14 protein-coding genes are annotated in these 14,968 nt (G+C 41.3%); 13 read left to right on the top strand and 1 reads right to left on the bottom strand.

From position 1 onward, the window contains the following. The first annotated feature begins 34 nt into the window (after positions 1–34). From mnmE to VK080_RS07695, 8 genes are all read left to right on the top strand, one after another. Positions 35–1,411 carry a tRNA uridine-5-carboxymethylaminomethyl(34) synthesis GTPase MnmE gene (mnmE, locus tag VK080_RS07730; RefSeq protein WP_324224195.1) on the top strand — a complete coding sequence of 459 codons (1,377 nt, stop codon included), beginning with the start codon at positions 35–37 and terminating at the stop codon, positions 1,409–1,411. A 76-nt stretch (positions 1,412–1,487) separates the two neighbouring features. Then, entirely contained in the window at positions 1,488–3,374 is a 1,887-nt protein-coding gene (gene mnmG / locus VK080_RS07725; RefSeq protein ID WP_324224194.1) for a tRNA uridine-5-carboxymethylaminomethyl(34) synthesis enzyme MnmG, read from the top strand. A 23-nt stretch (positions 3,375–3,397) separates the two neighbouring features. Continuing rightward, entirely contained in the window at positions 3,398–4,114 is a 717-nt protein-coding gene (gene rsmG, locus VK080_RS07720) for a 16S rRNA (guanine(527)-N(7))-methyltransferase RsmG (protein ID WP_324224193.1), read from the top strand. 459 nt (positions 4,115–4,573) lie between these two features. Beyond that, positions 4,574–5,434, top strand: a complete 861-nt coding sequence (gene noc, locus VK080_RS07715) for a nucleoid occlusion protein (RefSeq protein ID WP_324224192.1) — start codon at positions 4,574–4,576, stop codon at positions 5,432–5,434. A gap of 282 nt (positions 5,435–5,716) precedes the next feature. Further along, entirely contained in the window at positions 5,717–6,490 is a 774-nt protein-coding gene (locus VK080_RS07710) for an AAA family ATPase (RefSeq protein ID WP_324224191.1), read from the top strand. Then, positions 6,471–7,310: a ParB/RepB/Spo0J family partition protein gene (locus tag VK080_RS07705; RefSeq protein WP_324224190.1), complete on the top strand. Its 840-nt coding sequence runs from the start codon at positions 6,471–6,473 to the stop codon at positions 7,308–7,310. Before VK080_RS07710 ends, VK080_RS07705 begins: the two co-directional genes overlap by 20 nt. A gap of 86 nt (positions 7,311–7,396) precedes the next feature. Beyond that, positions 7,397–8,551: an aminotransferase class V-fold PLP-dependent enzyme gene (locus VK080_RS07700; RefSeq protein ID WP_324224189.1), complete on the top strand. Its 1,155-nt coding sequence runs from the start codon at positions 7,397–7,399 to the stop codon at positions 8,549–8,551. A gap of 282 nt (positions 8,552–8,833) precedes the next feature. Continuing rightward, a complete protein-coding gene (locus VK080_RS07695; protein ID WP_324224188.1) occupies positions 8,834–9,538 on the top strand; it encodes a DUF554 domain-containing protein in 705 nt (234 codons plus the stop codon). A 260-nt stretch (positions 9,539–9,798) separates the two neighbouring features. On the opposite strand, the gene yyaC is transcribed toward VK080_RS07695, so the two are convergent. After that, positions 9,799–10,392, bottom strand: a complete 594-nt coding sequence (gene yyaC, locus VK080_RS07690) for a spore protease YyaC (protein WP_324224187.1) — start codon at positions 10,390–10,392, stop codon at positions 9,799–9,801. Between the two features lie 85 nt (positions 10,393–10,477). Between yyaC and VK080_RS07685 the strand changes: the two genes are divergently transcribed. The 5 genes from VK080_RS07685 to rpsF form a co-directional block, all read left to right on the top strand. Then, positions 10,478–11,503, top strand: coding sequence for a hypothetical protein (locus tag VK080_RS07685; RefSeq protein ID WP_324224186.1), 1,026 nt, complete (start codon positions 10,478–10,480; stop codon positions 11,501–11,503). 336 nt (positions 11,504–11,839) lie between these two features. After that, the gene (locus VK080_RS07680; protein WP_324224185.1) at positions 11,840–12,742 is read left to right on the top strand and encodes a mechanosensitive ion channel family protein; all 903 of its coding nucleotides are present in this window, start codon (positions 11,840–11,842) and stop codon (positions 12,740–12,742) included. Positions 12,743–12,756: 14 nt separating this feature from the next. Further along, positions 12,757–12,954 carry a DUF951 domain-containing protein gene (locus VK080_RS07675; RefSeq protein WP_324224184.1) on the top strand — a complete coding sequence of 66 codons (198 nt, stop codon included), beginning with the start codon at positions 12,757–12,759 and terminating at the stop codon, positions 12,952–12,954. A gap of 332 nt (positions 12,955–13,286) precedes the next feature. Beyond that, on the top strand, positions 13,287–14,387 hold the full coding sequence (gene ychF, locus VK080_RS07670; RefSeq protein WP_324224183.1) for a redox-regulated ATPase YchF: 1,101 nt from the start codon (positions 13,287–13,289) through the stop codon (positions 14,385–14,387). A 399-nt stretch (positions 14,388–14,786) separates the two neighbouring features. Then, positions 14,787–14,968: 30S ribosomal protein S6 (gene rpsF, locus VK080_RS07665; RefSeq protein WP_324224182.1), on the top strand; the 182-nt coding region annotated here is incomplete at its 3' end.

Raw genomic sequence — 14,968 nt, 5'->3', positions numbered from 1 at the left:
AGATAACATTCGACGTATGATGGAGGTGAGATAAATGGAGACAGATACGATAACGGCGATATCAACGCCTGTCGGTGAAGGTGCGATTTCAATTGTCCGGCTAAGTGGATCAGCTGCTATCCCGGTTACGGCGAAATTATTTCAAGGTAAAGATTTGCTGGATGCTGATTCACATACCATTCATTACGGGAAAATCATTGATCCCAATACAAATGAAGTAGCTGAAGAAGTGATGGTCACGATCATGCGGGCGCCAAAGACATTTACACGCGAAGATGTCGTTGAAATCAACTGTCATGGCGGTATGGTGGCAGTGAACCGTGTCCTTGAAATTATACTCGAACAGGGCGTACGGATTGCAGAACCGGGTGAATTCACCAAGCGTGCATTTTTACATGGACGAATCGACTTGTCACAGGCAGAGGCGGTCATGGATTTGATCCGGTCAAAAACTGACAAAGCCATGTCAGTTGCACTGAAGCAGATGGATGGCCGATTGTCTGAATTGATCGGGCGGCTCAGACAGGAACTGCTTGAGACCGTTGCGCATGTTGAAGTGAATATCGATTACCCGGAATATGATGATGTTGAGGAAATCTCACACGAGATGATGCGCAAGAAATCAAAAGAAGTCCATGCTGAGATTGAACATTTGCTGGAAGTTGCCAAACAAGGGAAAATTTTGCGCGAAGGATTATCGACCGCGATTATCGGGCGTCCGAATGTGGGCAAGTCTTCACTGATGAACACGCTTGTCCAGGAAAATAAAGCAATCGTAACGGAAGTCCCCGGAACGACACGTGATATTATTGAAGAGTATGTCAATGTCCGCGGCGTACCGCTTAAGCTGGTGGACACAGCAGGGATTCGTGAAACGGAAGATATTGTTGAAAAAATCGGTGTTGACCGGTCAAGGAAAGTGCTGGAAGAATCAGATCTTATTTTATTTGTTTTAAATTATAATGAAAAGCTGACGGATGAAGATAAAAAGCTTTTTGAAGCAGTCCGGGGATTGGATTATATTGTGATCATCAATAAAACCGATCTGGAGCAAAAGCTTGATCTGGAAAAAGTAAATGAACTGGCTGAGGATAAACCGGTCATATCAGCCTCCTTAATTAAGGAAGAAGGTATTGATGAATTGGAATCAGCCATCGCTGAAACGTTCTTTGCCGGTGATATCGATACAGGTGATATGACGTATGTCTCCAATATCCGCCATATCCAACTGCTGAAACAGGCTAAAGCGGCCCTGGAAGATGCAATGAATAGCCTTGAGATGGAAATGCCACTTGATATTGTCCAAATTGATGTCACCCGCACATGGGAGTTTTTGGGTGAAATCATCGGTGATACAGCCAGTGATAGCTTAATTGATCAGTTATTCTCACAATTTTGCTTAGGAAAATAATGCCGCTCTCTATATAATTGAACAGAAATTCGGAAATACTGACAAGAACAGTTACAAACAGAAAGGGTGAAAAACGATGGTATATAATGCCGGACATTATGATGTCATTGTCGTTGGCGCTGGTCATGCCGGTGTGGAAGCAGGTGTTGCAGCTGCCAAAATGGGCGCGAAAACGTTGATGCTGACACTGAACCTTGATATGGTTGCTTTTATGCCGTGCAACCCGTCACTTGGCGGTCCTGCCAAAGGTATTGTTGTTCGTGAAGTGGATGCGCTTGGAGGTGTCATGGCCAAGGTTATTGATAAAACCTACATCCAGATGCGCATGCTGAATACACGTAAAGGACCAGCTGTACAGGCACTAAGAGCACAAGCAGATAAACCGCTTTACATTAAAGAAATGAAACATGTCCTGGAAAATCAGGAAAACCTGACACTAAGACAAGGCATGGTCAATGAACTGATTATGGAAGACGGCACATGTAAAGGGGTCATGACGGAAACGAAAGCAGCGTATTATGCTCATAATGTCATCGTGACAACTGGCACATTCATGCGCGGTAAAGTATTGATGGGGGATCTCGAATATGAAAGTGGTCCGAATAACCAACGGGCTTCCATCAAGCTTTCCGAAAACATGGAAAATCTTGGACTTGAGCTCACCCGGTTTAAAACAGGGACACCGCCACGTGTAAACAGTCATTCGATTGATTACTCAAAAGCAGAAATTCAACCGGGAGATGAGAAACCACAAGGCTTTTCATATGAAACAACAGAATATATCATGGATCAGATTCCGTGCTGGCTGACATACACGAATGAGTTTACACACCAGATCATTAACGACAACCTGTCTTCATCCGCGATGTATTCTGGTATGAAACGGGGAACGGGACCGCGCTACTGTCCTTCAATTGAAGATAAAATTGTCCGGTTTAATGATAAACCGCGTCATCAGGTATTTCTTGAACCAGAAGGTAGAGATACGGAAGAAGTATATGTTCAGGGTCTGTCAACATCTTTACCGGAAGATGTCCAGCATGAAATGGTCAAAACAGTGCCGGGACTCGAAAATGCTGAAATCATGCGCGCCGGTTATGCGATTGAATACGATGCGGTAGTACCGACTCAACTGTGGCCTACAATGGAATTGAAAAATATTCCGGGTCTCTTTACTGCGGGGCAAATAAATGGGACGTCAGGTTATGAAGAAGCAGCTGCTCAAGGTATTATGGCCGGCATCAATGCTGGTGCAAAAGTTGTCGGCAAAAAACCGTTGATTCTTGACAGATCCCAGGCATATATCGGCGTTTTGATTGATGATTTGGTAACCAAGGGAACAAAGGAGCCATACCGCTTATTGACGTCCAGAGCTGAATATCGCTTACTATTGCGCCATGATAATGCCGACATGCGTTTGACTGAAATTGGGCATGACTACGGCTTGATCAGTGACGAGCGCTACAATCAATTCATCGAGAAAAAAGAGCTTGTCGAGCAAGAGAAAAAACGGCTCAATAAAATGGTCGTCAAACCGGAAGAACCTGTTCAGCAAATGTTGAAGGATGCAAACGGTTCACCGCTGAAAGAAGCTGTCAAAGCGTATGACATACTGAAACGTCCTGAGGTCACGTATGAGATGCTTGAAAAAGTGATCGAAACGGATGATACGCTGCCGGCTATTGTCAAAGAACAGGTCGAAATACAAATCAAATATGAAGGTTATATCAAAAAGGCGAATGAGCAAGTAGACAAGATGCTTAAAATGGAAAACAAAAAAATTCCGGATAATATTGATTATGATGATATAGATGGTATTGCCTATGAGGCCAGGGAAAAACTTAAGAAGATACGTCCGCTTTCAGTAGGCCAGGCTTCACGGATAGCAGGCGTTAATCCATCAGATGTGTCCATTCTGCTTGTGTATATTGAACAGGGAAAAATTGCTCGTGTAGCGAACTAACTAACTGAAGGAGTAAACGGTCCATGAAACCCGAACAATTCGTAAATGCTTTAAATGAACAGGGCATTAGCCTGAATGAAAAACAGAAAGAGCAATTTGCTGAATATTTTCAGATACTGGTGGAGTGGAACCAAAAAATAAATTTGACTGCTATCACAAGTGAGCATGATGTTTATTTGAAACACTTTTATGATTCCATTTCGGCGGCATTTTACCACAATTTTACTGGGAATTTGACGATTTGTGATGTGGGTGCTGGGGCAGGTTTCCCCAGCATCCCACTTAAAATATGCTTTCCTGATTTAAATATTACCATCGTTGATTCACTGCAGAAACGGATTCATTTTTTAAATCAATTAGCTGCTCAACTAAGTCTAAAAAATGTTACTTTTCACCATGATCGTGCGGAAAATTTTGGGAAAAATAAACAATTCAGGGAAACATTTGATATTGTTATTTCAAGAGCTGTTGCTCGAATGTCTGTATTAAGCGAGTTATGTTTACCGCTTACCAGAAAAAATGGTGTTTTTCTTGCGATGAAAGGGCAACATGCTGATGCTGAAATAAATGATGCCCAAAATGCCATAACTATTTTAGGCGGAGATTTAGATACAATCCACACATTTCAATTACCCGAGGAAAATAGTGAGCGTTCGATCATTTTGATACATAAAAACCGGAAAACACCCAGGAAATATCCGAGAAAACCGGGACTGCCAAATAAAAGTCCAATCACTTAACCTCTCCCTGTAAGTTTATATGATGATTTCATACTCATTCATACATATATGTGATAAAATGAAGATAAGATTTGACGGTTTGCAATTAGTACTTAATAGATTAGTTTTATCTATTTATAATAGATTTTATCAAAATGTTTCACGTGGAACATTTTGAAGTGACGGTTGCTATAGTTGCTTTCATATTCATCTGCATGTCTTATGTGTAGTAAGACAGCACTTTGACACCAGGAAAGTCAAGTGGGAAATCGACTGCCGTTGAGATCTTGTCGGACTTGCATGGTGCGGATAATAAAGACGTTGCAACTCGACGGCCAATATTTTAATCCTTTTTCCACCACCTCAGTGGATAAACCTGTTCCACTGAGTGATGTTTCACTTTATAAAACAGTTCAAGAACTATAAAGGGTTCAGCGGGATTGGATGGCAAGAACATGATTGTAAAGGTGGTGTTTGGTGGTGGTAAGTCCATTAAATCGAATTTTTGGTATGGGTGATAAAAATGATCCCGTACCACCTGAAGAAAACTACCATCCGGAAGAAGTAACTGAACTTTCGATTGACAAGATAGAACCAAATAGATTCCAGCCAAGGTCAATGTTCAATGAAGAAAAAATAAAAGAACTGGCACAAACGATACATACACATGGTATGATTCAGCCAGTAGTTGTCCGGAAACTGGAAAATGAAGATAAATATGAGCTCATAGCCGGAGAACGCAGGTGGCGGGCAGTGCAAACGCTGGATTGGGAAAAGCTTCCCGCCATCATTCGTACTATGACAGATACTGAAATTGCTTCTGTTGCGTTAATTGAAAATCTGCAGCGTGAGGAATTATCCGTTATTGAAGAAGCCAGTGCCTATGCAAGACTTTTGGAGCTTCATGGCTTGACACAGGAAGCATTAGCACAGCGTCTTGGGAAGAACCAATCAACTATTGCCAATAAATTAAGGCTGTTAAAGCTTCCTGAAGAGGTACAAACCGCGGTTTTGGACAAACTGATAACGGAAAGACATGCCAGAGCGCTTATTAAAATAAATGATCCAAAAAAACAAGTTGAAATGCTTGAGAAAATCCTGAAAAAAGATTTAAATGTGAAACAGACAGAAGAAGCGATCGAAAAAATGGGGCAAATGGATGAGAAACCAGTTAAAAAACGCCCTAAGCGTAAAGGTGTCAATAAAGACGTCCGAATAGCCATGAACACAATCCGCCAATCGTTGAATATGGTTTCAGATACTGGCATTAATGTGGAAACAGATGAGGAAGATCTGGATGATTTCTACCAGATCACTATTAAAATACCAAAGAAGAAATAATTTATCCATTATATGCATTAAAACACCATTCATCTTAGCAAAAAAAGATGAGTGGTTTTTAAATCCACAAATCATGGAGTCGTTATCTGTAAATCTTTCTTATCAGCCATAATAACATGTTTAATCGTAAACGTGTGAATGTCAGGAATATATAAATCAATAGACTTGTAAAGAAAACTTTGGCACCCGATTATCATTTTTCTAATAAAATATCATTTAAAAGGCGCTTATTTTTTCAAAAAGTGATAGAATAATAACTATAGATGTTAGGTAGGTGACAGCATGGGAAAAATAATGGCCATTGCTAATCAAAAGGGTGGCGTTGGAAAAACAACATCAGCAGTAAACTTGAGTGCAGGTCTTGCCCGTTTGGGAAGTAAAGTTTTAGTTGTCGATATTGATCCTCAGGGTAATGCTACCAGTGGCTTAGGTATTAACAAAGCCGATATGGATCAGTGTATATATAATGTTTTGGTGGAAGACTTGCCTGCCGAAGAGGTTTGTGTACCTACACAAGTTGAAAAATTGGATACAATACCTGCCACTATTCAACTTTCAGGCGCTGAAATTGAATTAGTATCGACTATTTCACGTGAAATTCGTCTGAAAAAGGCACTGGAGGAACTCAAAGAAGCGTATGATTATATCGTGATCGATTGTCCGCCTTCTTTGGGATTACTTACAATTAACGCCCTAACAGCCTCAGATACGGTACTGATACCCGTCCAATGTGAGTATTATGCACTGGAAGGCTTGAGTCAATTGTTAAATACAATCCGTTTGGTGCAAAAACATTTGAATAAAACCTTAATGATAGAAGGCGTTTTGCTGACAATGCTTGATGCAAGAACAAACCTTGGCATTCAAGTGATTGAAGAAGTTAAAAAATACTTTCAGGATAAAGTCTACCAGACAATCATTCCAAGAAACATCCGTTTAGGGGAAGCTCCGAGCCATGGTGAACCAATTATCACATACGATCCCAAATCAAAGGGTGCTGAAGTATATCTTGAATTAGCAAAGGAAGTGGTAAGTAATGGCGAGAGGGTTGGGTAAAGGAATCAATGCGTTTTTTCCACCTGAACTGGAAGAAAATAATGAAGATGCGATTCAGGAAATCCCGGTGAATGAGTGCCGGCCAAATCCTTATCAGCCGCGCAAAACGTTTCATGCGGATGCAATTGAGGAGTTAAAGGATTCAATTCTGGAATATGGCATCGTTCAGCCGCTGATTGTTCGCAAAAGTATCAAGGGCTATGAAATTGTAGTAGGTGAACGGCGTTTCCGTGCTGCTAAAGAAGCAGACTTGAAAACATTGCCAGCAGTGGTAAAAGACTTGTCCGATGAGAAAATGATGGAAATTGCCTTGCTGGAAAATCTGCAGCGCGAAGACCTGACGGCAATTGAAGAAGCGCATGCTTACAAGAACTTAATGGATGAACTTGGCATCACACAGGATGAATTATCGAAACGTCTTGGAAAAAGCAGGTCACACATCGCCAATATCGTCCGTCTTCTTTCACTTCCGGAACAAGTCGTTGCCTATATTAATAATGGTGAGCTGTCAATGGGTCATGGCCGGGCCTTGCTCGGCGTAAAGGACAGGGATAAAGTGCTTCCTTTGGTTAATAAAATTCGGAAAGAAAAATTAAATGTACGTCAAGTAGAGCAGCTGATCGTTCAAATGAATGAAAAGCCTAAACCAAAAAAGGAAAAACCGAAAAAGGATATCTTTTTACAGGAACGTGAATCTGTATTGCGTGAACGCTTGGGGACAGCCGTTTCTATTAATCGGGGAAAACAGAAAGGAAAAATTGAAATAGAATTTTATTCAAATGAAGATCTTGACCGCATACTGGAGACGTTTGAAGATTAAAGAAAGAAAGGCTGACATAAAAAGCGAATGATGGTCAGTCTTTTTCTTTAGCTGCAGACATTTCATTCAATAAAGGGTGTTCAAATATGATATATTTCGATCAGGCTGCGTCGTCTCATCCTAAACCACCGGAAGTGGGGGAAGCTATGATCCATGCCTTAAATGAAATGGGAGCAAATCCTGGCAGAGGGGACCACAGACTGGCAAAAGAAGCCGCAGATATTATTTCGGAAACGAGGAAAATAGCTTCCCGTCTTTTTGGCTGCAGTGATCCTAAAAAAGTATTGTTTTATCAAAATGCGACGGCTGCATTAAATCAAGCAATTAAAGGGATGCCATGGGTGAATGGAAATCATGTTATTGCGACGACGTTTGAACATAATTCGATACGCAGGCCTCTTGAAAGTTTAAAAAAACAGTATGGTGTAGACGTGACGTATGTACCTTGGTATGATCATGAAGATGATTTCATAGAGCATGTGAAACAAGCCATTACACACGACACGAAATTAATTGCCATGACACATGCTTCCAATGTCACTGGAGCCGTAATGCCCATTGAACGAATAGCGTCTGCAGCTAGACAACATCAAATACCTTTGCTTGTAGACGCTTCACAGACAGCCGGACATAAACATTTACATATGAAAAACATGGGGATTAATATGATGGCATTTCCCGGGCATAAAGGCTTATTGGGGCCACAAGGAATTGGCATGCTTATGGTTGAAGGAGATTTGGACCTTCAACCACTAAATCATGGGGGCACCGGCAGTTTTTCAGAAGACCCTGATCAGCCATCACATTGGCCTGAAAAGCTGGAGAGCGGTACATTAAATACGCCAGGTATAGCTGGTCTGCACGCTGCACTGAAATTTTATGAAACACGCAATCATGAAAATGTTCCACGTGAAACATTATTGACTCAAACGCTTTTTAAAGGCTTGAAAAAAATTGAAGGTGTTACGTGTTATGGACCGGATGAACATGTCGAACAAATGCCGATCGTAGCATTTAATGTTCTGGATATTCCTTCACAGGAGATAGCGATGGTCCTTGATTCACACTATGACATAGCTGTTCGCGCAGGTCTCCATTGCAGTCCGTTAACACATGAAACATTGGGCACCACTGAACAGGGTATCGTTAGGGCCAGCCTCGGCAGGTATAATACAGAAGACGAAGTAGAACAATTTTTGCAAGCAATAAAGGAAATAACAGAATCATATAACCTTTTATAAGATAAAGCGAAACTTCATTCAGCAGAGTGCTTTTCTCTGCTGAAGCAGAGGAACAAAGGCTAAATTCGCAACGTCCTCGAAAAAGGAAAACACTTTTTCTTCGTGCGGTGTATCGTTGCCGCAGCTTTTCTTATCCTGTTGCAACGCCTTTGTGACCTGCATTGTGCAGTTACGAACAGAATCGCACCTTACCATGCAGTTGCCCTACACAGCTTTTAAGTATGACGATCATATGTAATGGTGGACTTGCCTGTTAAGGCTGGATAAAATGGAGATGAACGAATGGCTTTACTTGGAACAATTGTTAACGGGATTTGTATTATTGCAGGAAGTCTTATTGGTTTGTTTTTTACCAGAATACCGGAGCGATATAAAGAAACTGTTATGCATGGTATTGGGCTGGCGGTTATCTTAATAGGCCTGCAAATGGCATTATCTACGGAAGCGATTATTGTCGTACTATTAAGTTTATTGACAGGTGCCATTATCGGGGAATTTATACACCTGGAAGAAGGATTAAACCGGCTGGGGGATTGGATAGGCAGAAAAGTTACGACAACAGATGACAATGGCAGTGTTGCACAAGGATTTATAACTGCCTCACTCGTTTTTGTGATTGGGGCAATGTCAGTGATTGGCGCATTGGATGGCGGGCTTCGGGGAGACCATGAAGTGCTCGTAACCAAAGGCGTCATTGATGGTTTTGTTGCCCTTGTTTTAACGACAACACTTGGGTTTGGTGTTATTCTGTCCGTTATTCCGGTTGTCGTTTATCAGGGATCTATTGCATTATTGGCGACACAGATTAATCAATGGATCCCTGAATTCTTTTTGAACGGACTAATTGTTGAACTGACAGCGGTGGGTGGCTTGTTAATCATGGCAATTGGACTCAACTTATTAAAAGTCGTTCAAATACGCGTCGGTAATCTGCTGCCAGCCATTTTGACAGTCGGAATGGTCTATTATGTTTATTTGCTATTTTAAAGAGGCTGTTCAAAATCCCCGGCGTTAAATGGGGACCTGTGACTAAATATCGATGCGTCAGCCTCTGACTGTTGAAGTCACCACAGCCTATGTAAACCCAGATTGAAACTGAACCGCCTCGAAATGCCGACGCACGGGTGTTATAAACTTAGCCGGCAGGTCCTTTTTTATTCTCCTCATTGAATAGGAACTTTAATATCGAATAGCCTATGCTATAATCAAAAATGAAGTTTTATATTTCTTCTTTTAATGTTTGCTTTTCAGTTGCAGCAATAGCCGGAAATGATGGTGTGTGTCAATTGTTGATCGATTTTTTCCAATAGGGCAGCAATATGTTTTGCCATATTAACGACAAGGGAAAGTCTAGTGTTTTGCAGGGTAGTGAATTCCATAAATCCGCTGATATTAACGACGCCAGTGATGTGAATATCACCAATCGCAGGGAGATTTTTATTTAATGCTGCTCCAGGAGCCAATGAGCCGATATCAGCAATAATGGAGCCTACGGAATTTGATTTCCCGAGAGATGCGTCGACAGCAATAGTGTATGCATTCCGGTGCTGCTTATAAATGTGTTTTATATAATCGGGTATATTTGTTGCATGGACCGGTTCAGGCAAAGTGCCATATATGTGCAAATGTTTTGGATTCAACTCTGAAAGATAAGAGCCTGTTAAAGGTCCAAGTGCATCACCGGTCGACCGATCTGTCCCAATACAGACAATAACGTATTCTTTTGGAACTGTCGGCAGCCAGGACGTAATCTGTTTATTCATTTTATCCAGCAGATTAGGGTCTGAATAATTCATTTGCAGTTTATCATTTTTTGTGACGAAACGGTTGATTAGATTCATAGCTTCTCCTCCACAAACATATTGGTATTAGTATACGGAAAAAATTATCAAACTATACATCGATCAATATAATGGAGGAGAAGCGATGCTGCGAAGTGGTCTGAAATGGATGTTTTTAATCATTGGGACGACAATAGGGGCCGGGTATGCTTCCGGGAGGGAATTATGGCAATTTTTCGGGCATGAAAGTGGACTGGCCATCCTGTTATTTGCTGTGTTTTTTTCAATATCTTGCTTTGTCATTATGCATGTAAGCTATCAAAAAAAATCAAGTGACTACTTGCCGGTTCTCCGTGATATTGTGGGAAAAAAACTGACAAATGTCTATGATGTCATGATATTTTTATATTTAACGACGACAACGGTTGTTATGATTGCGGGAAGCGGCGCGACCGGACAAGCATTTGATTTTTCCTATTGGTGGGGTGTACTCATTATAACGGTCGGTTTAATCGTATTATTTTTGAAAGATATCAACGGATTGCTCGCCGTGAATCAAATCGTTTTGCCATTATTGCTTGGCGGGTTGTTATATATTCTATTATTTTTTATAAATGATCAGGAGCTTAATGTTTGGTCACATTTGCATGAACAACGGAATTGGACAGCTGCTTTTCCATTTACCGCGCTGAATATATTGCCCCTGATTGCTGTATTGGGTGCGATCGGCAATAAGGTCAGATCGAAGCAGGAAATATATGTTGCGGCAATTGGGAGCGGACTGATATTGGGAACACTCTCATTTATTTATAATAGTAGTTTAATTCAGATCGCTGACGAATTATTATTATATGAAATTCCCTTATTTGCGATATTAAAGCATTATCCGGTTGAAATACTTATTTTTATGTCCATTCTATTATGGTTTGCTATTTTTACAACGGCTGCATCAGGTGTGCTGGGTATCGTATCAAGAATTCAAAGCCGCTGGAATGCACCAGTTTGGCTATTGTCAGCAATTGTCATTCTCGCTATGGTCCCATTAACGACAGTCGGATTTTCCACGCTGATCAATTATAGTTATCCAATTTATGGGATTTTAAATTTGTATGTATTAACACGATTACTTCTGTACCCATTGTGGAATAAAACAGGAAACAGACATACATGATGCCACATCACTTTTCATAAGGGAGTGGATATTGTAAAATCTATTTAACCCGCCTTAACAGGCAGTAAGTCCTCACATAAATAGGAGTGGAAAATAACCAAACAAGTGGAGTACAACTAAAGGTCCGATTCTGTTCGGGCCTGCACGATGCAGGTCACAAAGGTGTTGCAACAGGATAAGGGAAGCTGCGGCAGCGATACATCGCACGAAGAAAAAGTGTTTTTCTTTTTCGAGAACGCCCGAGTACTTAGCCTATGTACTGCCTCTAGTGGGAAATAAAGCATCCCCACTAAAATGAAGTTTCACTTTATATATTGTGTTGTCGGAGGTTTAATTGTGGAATTTTTAAATAAAGAGGTAACAGATCTATGGGAATATATAACAGGTCCCGACCTTTGGCTTGAAATTGGCGAGGCGCTATTACAGGCAATTGCGATCATCGTGATTGCCATCATTGTTGTCCGGTTGGGGAACAAGGTCATTTGGAGACTTTTTGAAAACAGATCCAGGGGGCCAATACGCATTACGGAAAGACGTGAAATCACCATAAAGAAGCTGATCCAAAACACAATGAAATATACTGTTTATTTCATTGCTTTTATTATGGTTCTGGATGGCGCATTTGGGCTTGAGATTCGTGCTTTGCTGGCAGGTGCCGGTGTAGCAGGTCTGGCCATTGGCTTTGGGGCTCAGAATCTGGTACGGGATATTATTTCAGGTTTTTTCATTATATTTGAGGATCAATTTTCAGTTGGCGATTACATTAGGACAGCAGGTGTAGAAGGTTATGTTGAGGAAATCGGCATGCGCACTACTAAAATTGAAAGCTGGACTGGTGAGCAGCATGTCCTGCCGAATGGAAGTGTGACACAGGTAACCAACTATTCGATTCATAATGGTCTTGCCGTTGTGGACATCAATGTGCCATACGAAAATGATGTTGTCGCTGCAGAACAGATAATTGATGACGTCGCCAAGACATTGCCTGATCAATATGAGGCGATTGTACGGGTCCCGGAAATTATCGGTGTTCAGTCATTGGAAACATCTCACTATACGATCCGAGTCATTGCCGAAACACTGCCATCCTACCAATGGGCCGGAGCGCGGATTATCCGGAAAGAGGTCAAAGAAGTACTTTATAAAGAAGGCATTCAGATTCCGGCACCTCGTCTTGTCATGTATTCAAGAAATCAGGAACCAAACTCACTGCAGATAGATCCTGAACGGGATATGTAAGGGAGGAAAAACGTATGGCAGATAAGGAATTCAATTTGAATGACATCGTTCAAATGAAAAAACCACATCCATGCGGCGAAAACCGGTGGAAAATTATTCGAATGGGGATGGATATCCGGATAAAATGCATGGGTTGCAGTCATAGTGTGATGATCCCCCGTAAACGGTTCACGAAAAAAATGAAAAAAATTCTCGTTAAAGCAGATGATTAAAGTGAAACTTCATTCAGCGGAGTGTTCTTCTCCGCTGAATATCAGTAGAACAGAATCGGGCATTTAAGGTCAGTCATCCCCTGTTTTTGAGGGGATGACTGACCTTAAATGCGGGATAAATTTGTCCAAAAAGTTATGTGATGGTCTCAATCACCAATTTTGGCTGAGGTTTTTTTATAAAAATTAAATTTTAATCACTTATGCCGCAAAAATAAGCATTTTTGAATGCTTATTTTTGTATTTTCATGGCTTGTCATTTCAACGCCTTGTATCTATAATTGTTATGACTGACGCGTCATATGAATGGGAATCCTTAAGGAGTGAAAGTTGCAATGTCTTTGACAGCAGGAATTGTCGGACTTCCCAATGTTGGAAAATCAACATTGTTTAATGCCATTACACAGGCGGGTGCTGAAGCGGCAAATTATCCGTTTGCCACGATTGATCCGAATGTGGGCATTGTGGAAGTTCCCGACGAACGCTTAAATAAATTAAGTGAATTGGTTAAACCGAAAAAAACAATTCCAACAACATTTGAATTTACAGATATCGCAGGAATAGTGAAAGGAGCAAGTAAGGGAGAAGGACTGGGCAATCAGTTTTTATCCCATATTCGCCAGGTGGATGCCATTGTCCAGGTGGTCCGCTGTTTCCAGGATGATAATATTACCCATGTTTCAGGTAAAATTAATCCGATTGATGATATTGAAACGATTAACCTTGAATTGATTCTGGCAGACCTGGAAACGGTCAACAAACGTCTGCAGCGGGTTGAAAAAATGGCCAGACAGAAGGAAAAAGAAGCTGTGGCGGAGTATAATCTGCTTGAAAAATTGAAAGACGGACTGGAGGCTGAGAAACCAGTCCGGGCGTTGGAATTTTCCGATGATCAATGGAAAATGGTGAAAAACTTACACCTCTTGACGAGCAAGCCTGCATTGTATGCTGCAAATGTGGGTGAAAACGATGTGGCGGATCCGGATAAAAATGAAGACTTACAAAAAGTAAGGGAATATGCAGTTAAAGAAAATGCGGAAGTGATTGTGGTCTGCGCTAAAATAGAAGAGGAGATTGCTGAACTGGATCCGGAAGAAAAGGAAATGTTTCTGGATGATTTAGGGATAGCAGAATCTGGTCTTGATCAGCTTATCAAAGCTTCCTATCAGTTATTGGGGCTCGGAACCTATTTTACAGCAGGTGAACCGGAAGTGCGTGCCTGGACATTCCAAAAAGGGATAAAAGCACCACAGGCAGCAGGTATCATCCATTCGGACTTTGAACGTGGTTTTATCCGGGCAGAAACTGTTTCCTATGAAGATCTGATGGAAACCGGATCAATGGCCAATGCACGGGATAAAGGCAAAGTCCGTCTGGAAGGCAAGGATTACGTCGTTCAGGACGGTGATGTCATTCATTTTAGGTTTAATGTTTAAATCAGGCTGTTTTTCCAACATATACAGCGTTAGGTTTTTATTTGGCTGGCGGGGCGGCGCATACGTAGATTCCGGGGGAAAGCAACAGTGTGAAGACCCTACAGCGAACGTTAACGAACAAAGACTAATAAGGGTCACGTCCTGTTGCAACAGCTTTGTATCAGTTTCGTATTGGCCGAGGCTGAACCGTTACCCGCGGAAAGCACATGTATGTCAACTGCAAGGGAAAAAGCATCAAGGTATGTAAATATGAATGTGTATAACAAATCAGGATCTCTCGAATGCTTGTTTTTCAGGGTGTATTTTGATATAATACAGCACTGTGAGTAATGAAAACAATATTACTCCTTGCTCTTTTCACAGTAAAAGGGCCGCTAAGACCAAAAGGAGGTGTAACGGATGAGAAAATACGAAATCATGTATATCATCCGCCCGGACATGGAAGAGGAAGCTCAAAACAGCTTAATTGAGCGTTTCAGCAAAGTGCTGACAGATAACGGGGCGGAAATTGAAAAAGTTGATGAAATGGGCAAGCGACGCCTTGCATATGAAATCAACGACTATCGTGATGGCTACTATGT

The organism is Lentibacillus sp., from assembly GCF_035301925.1.
Taxonomy (GTDB): Bacteria; Bacillota; Bacilli; order Bacillales; family Amphibacillaceae; genus Lentibacillus.
Note: the sequence above shows the minus strand (reverse complement) of the source record. Positions and strands in the feature narration are given on the sequence as shown.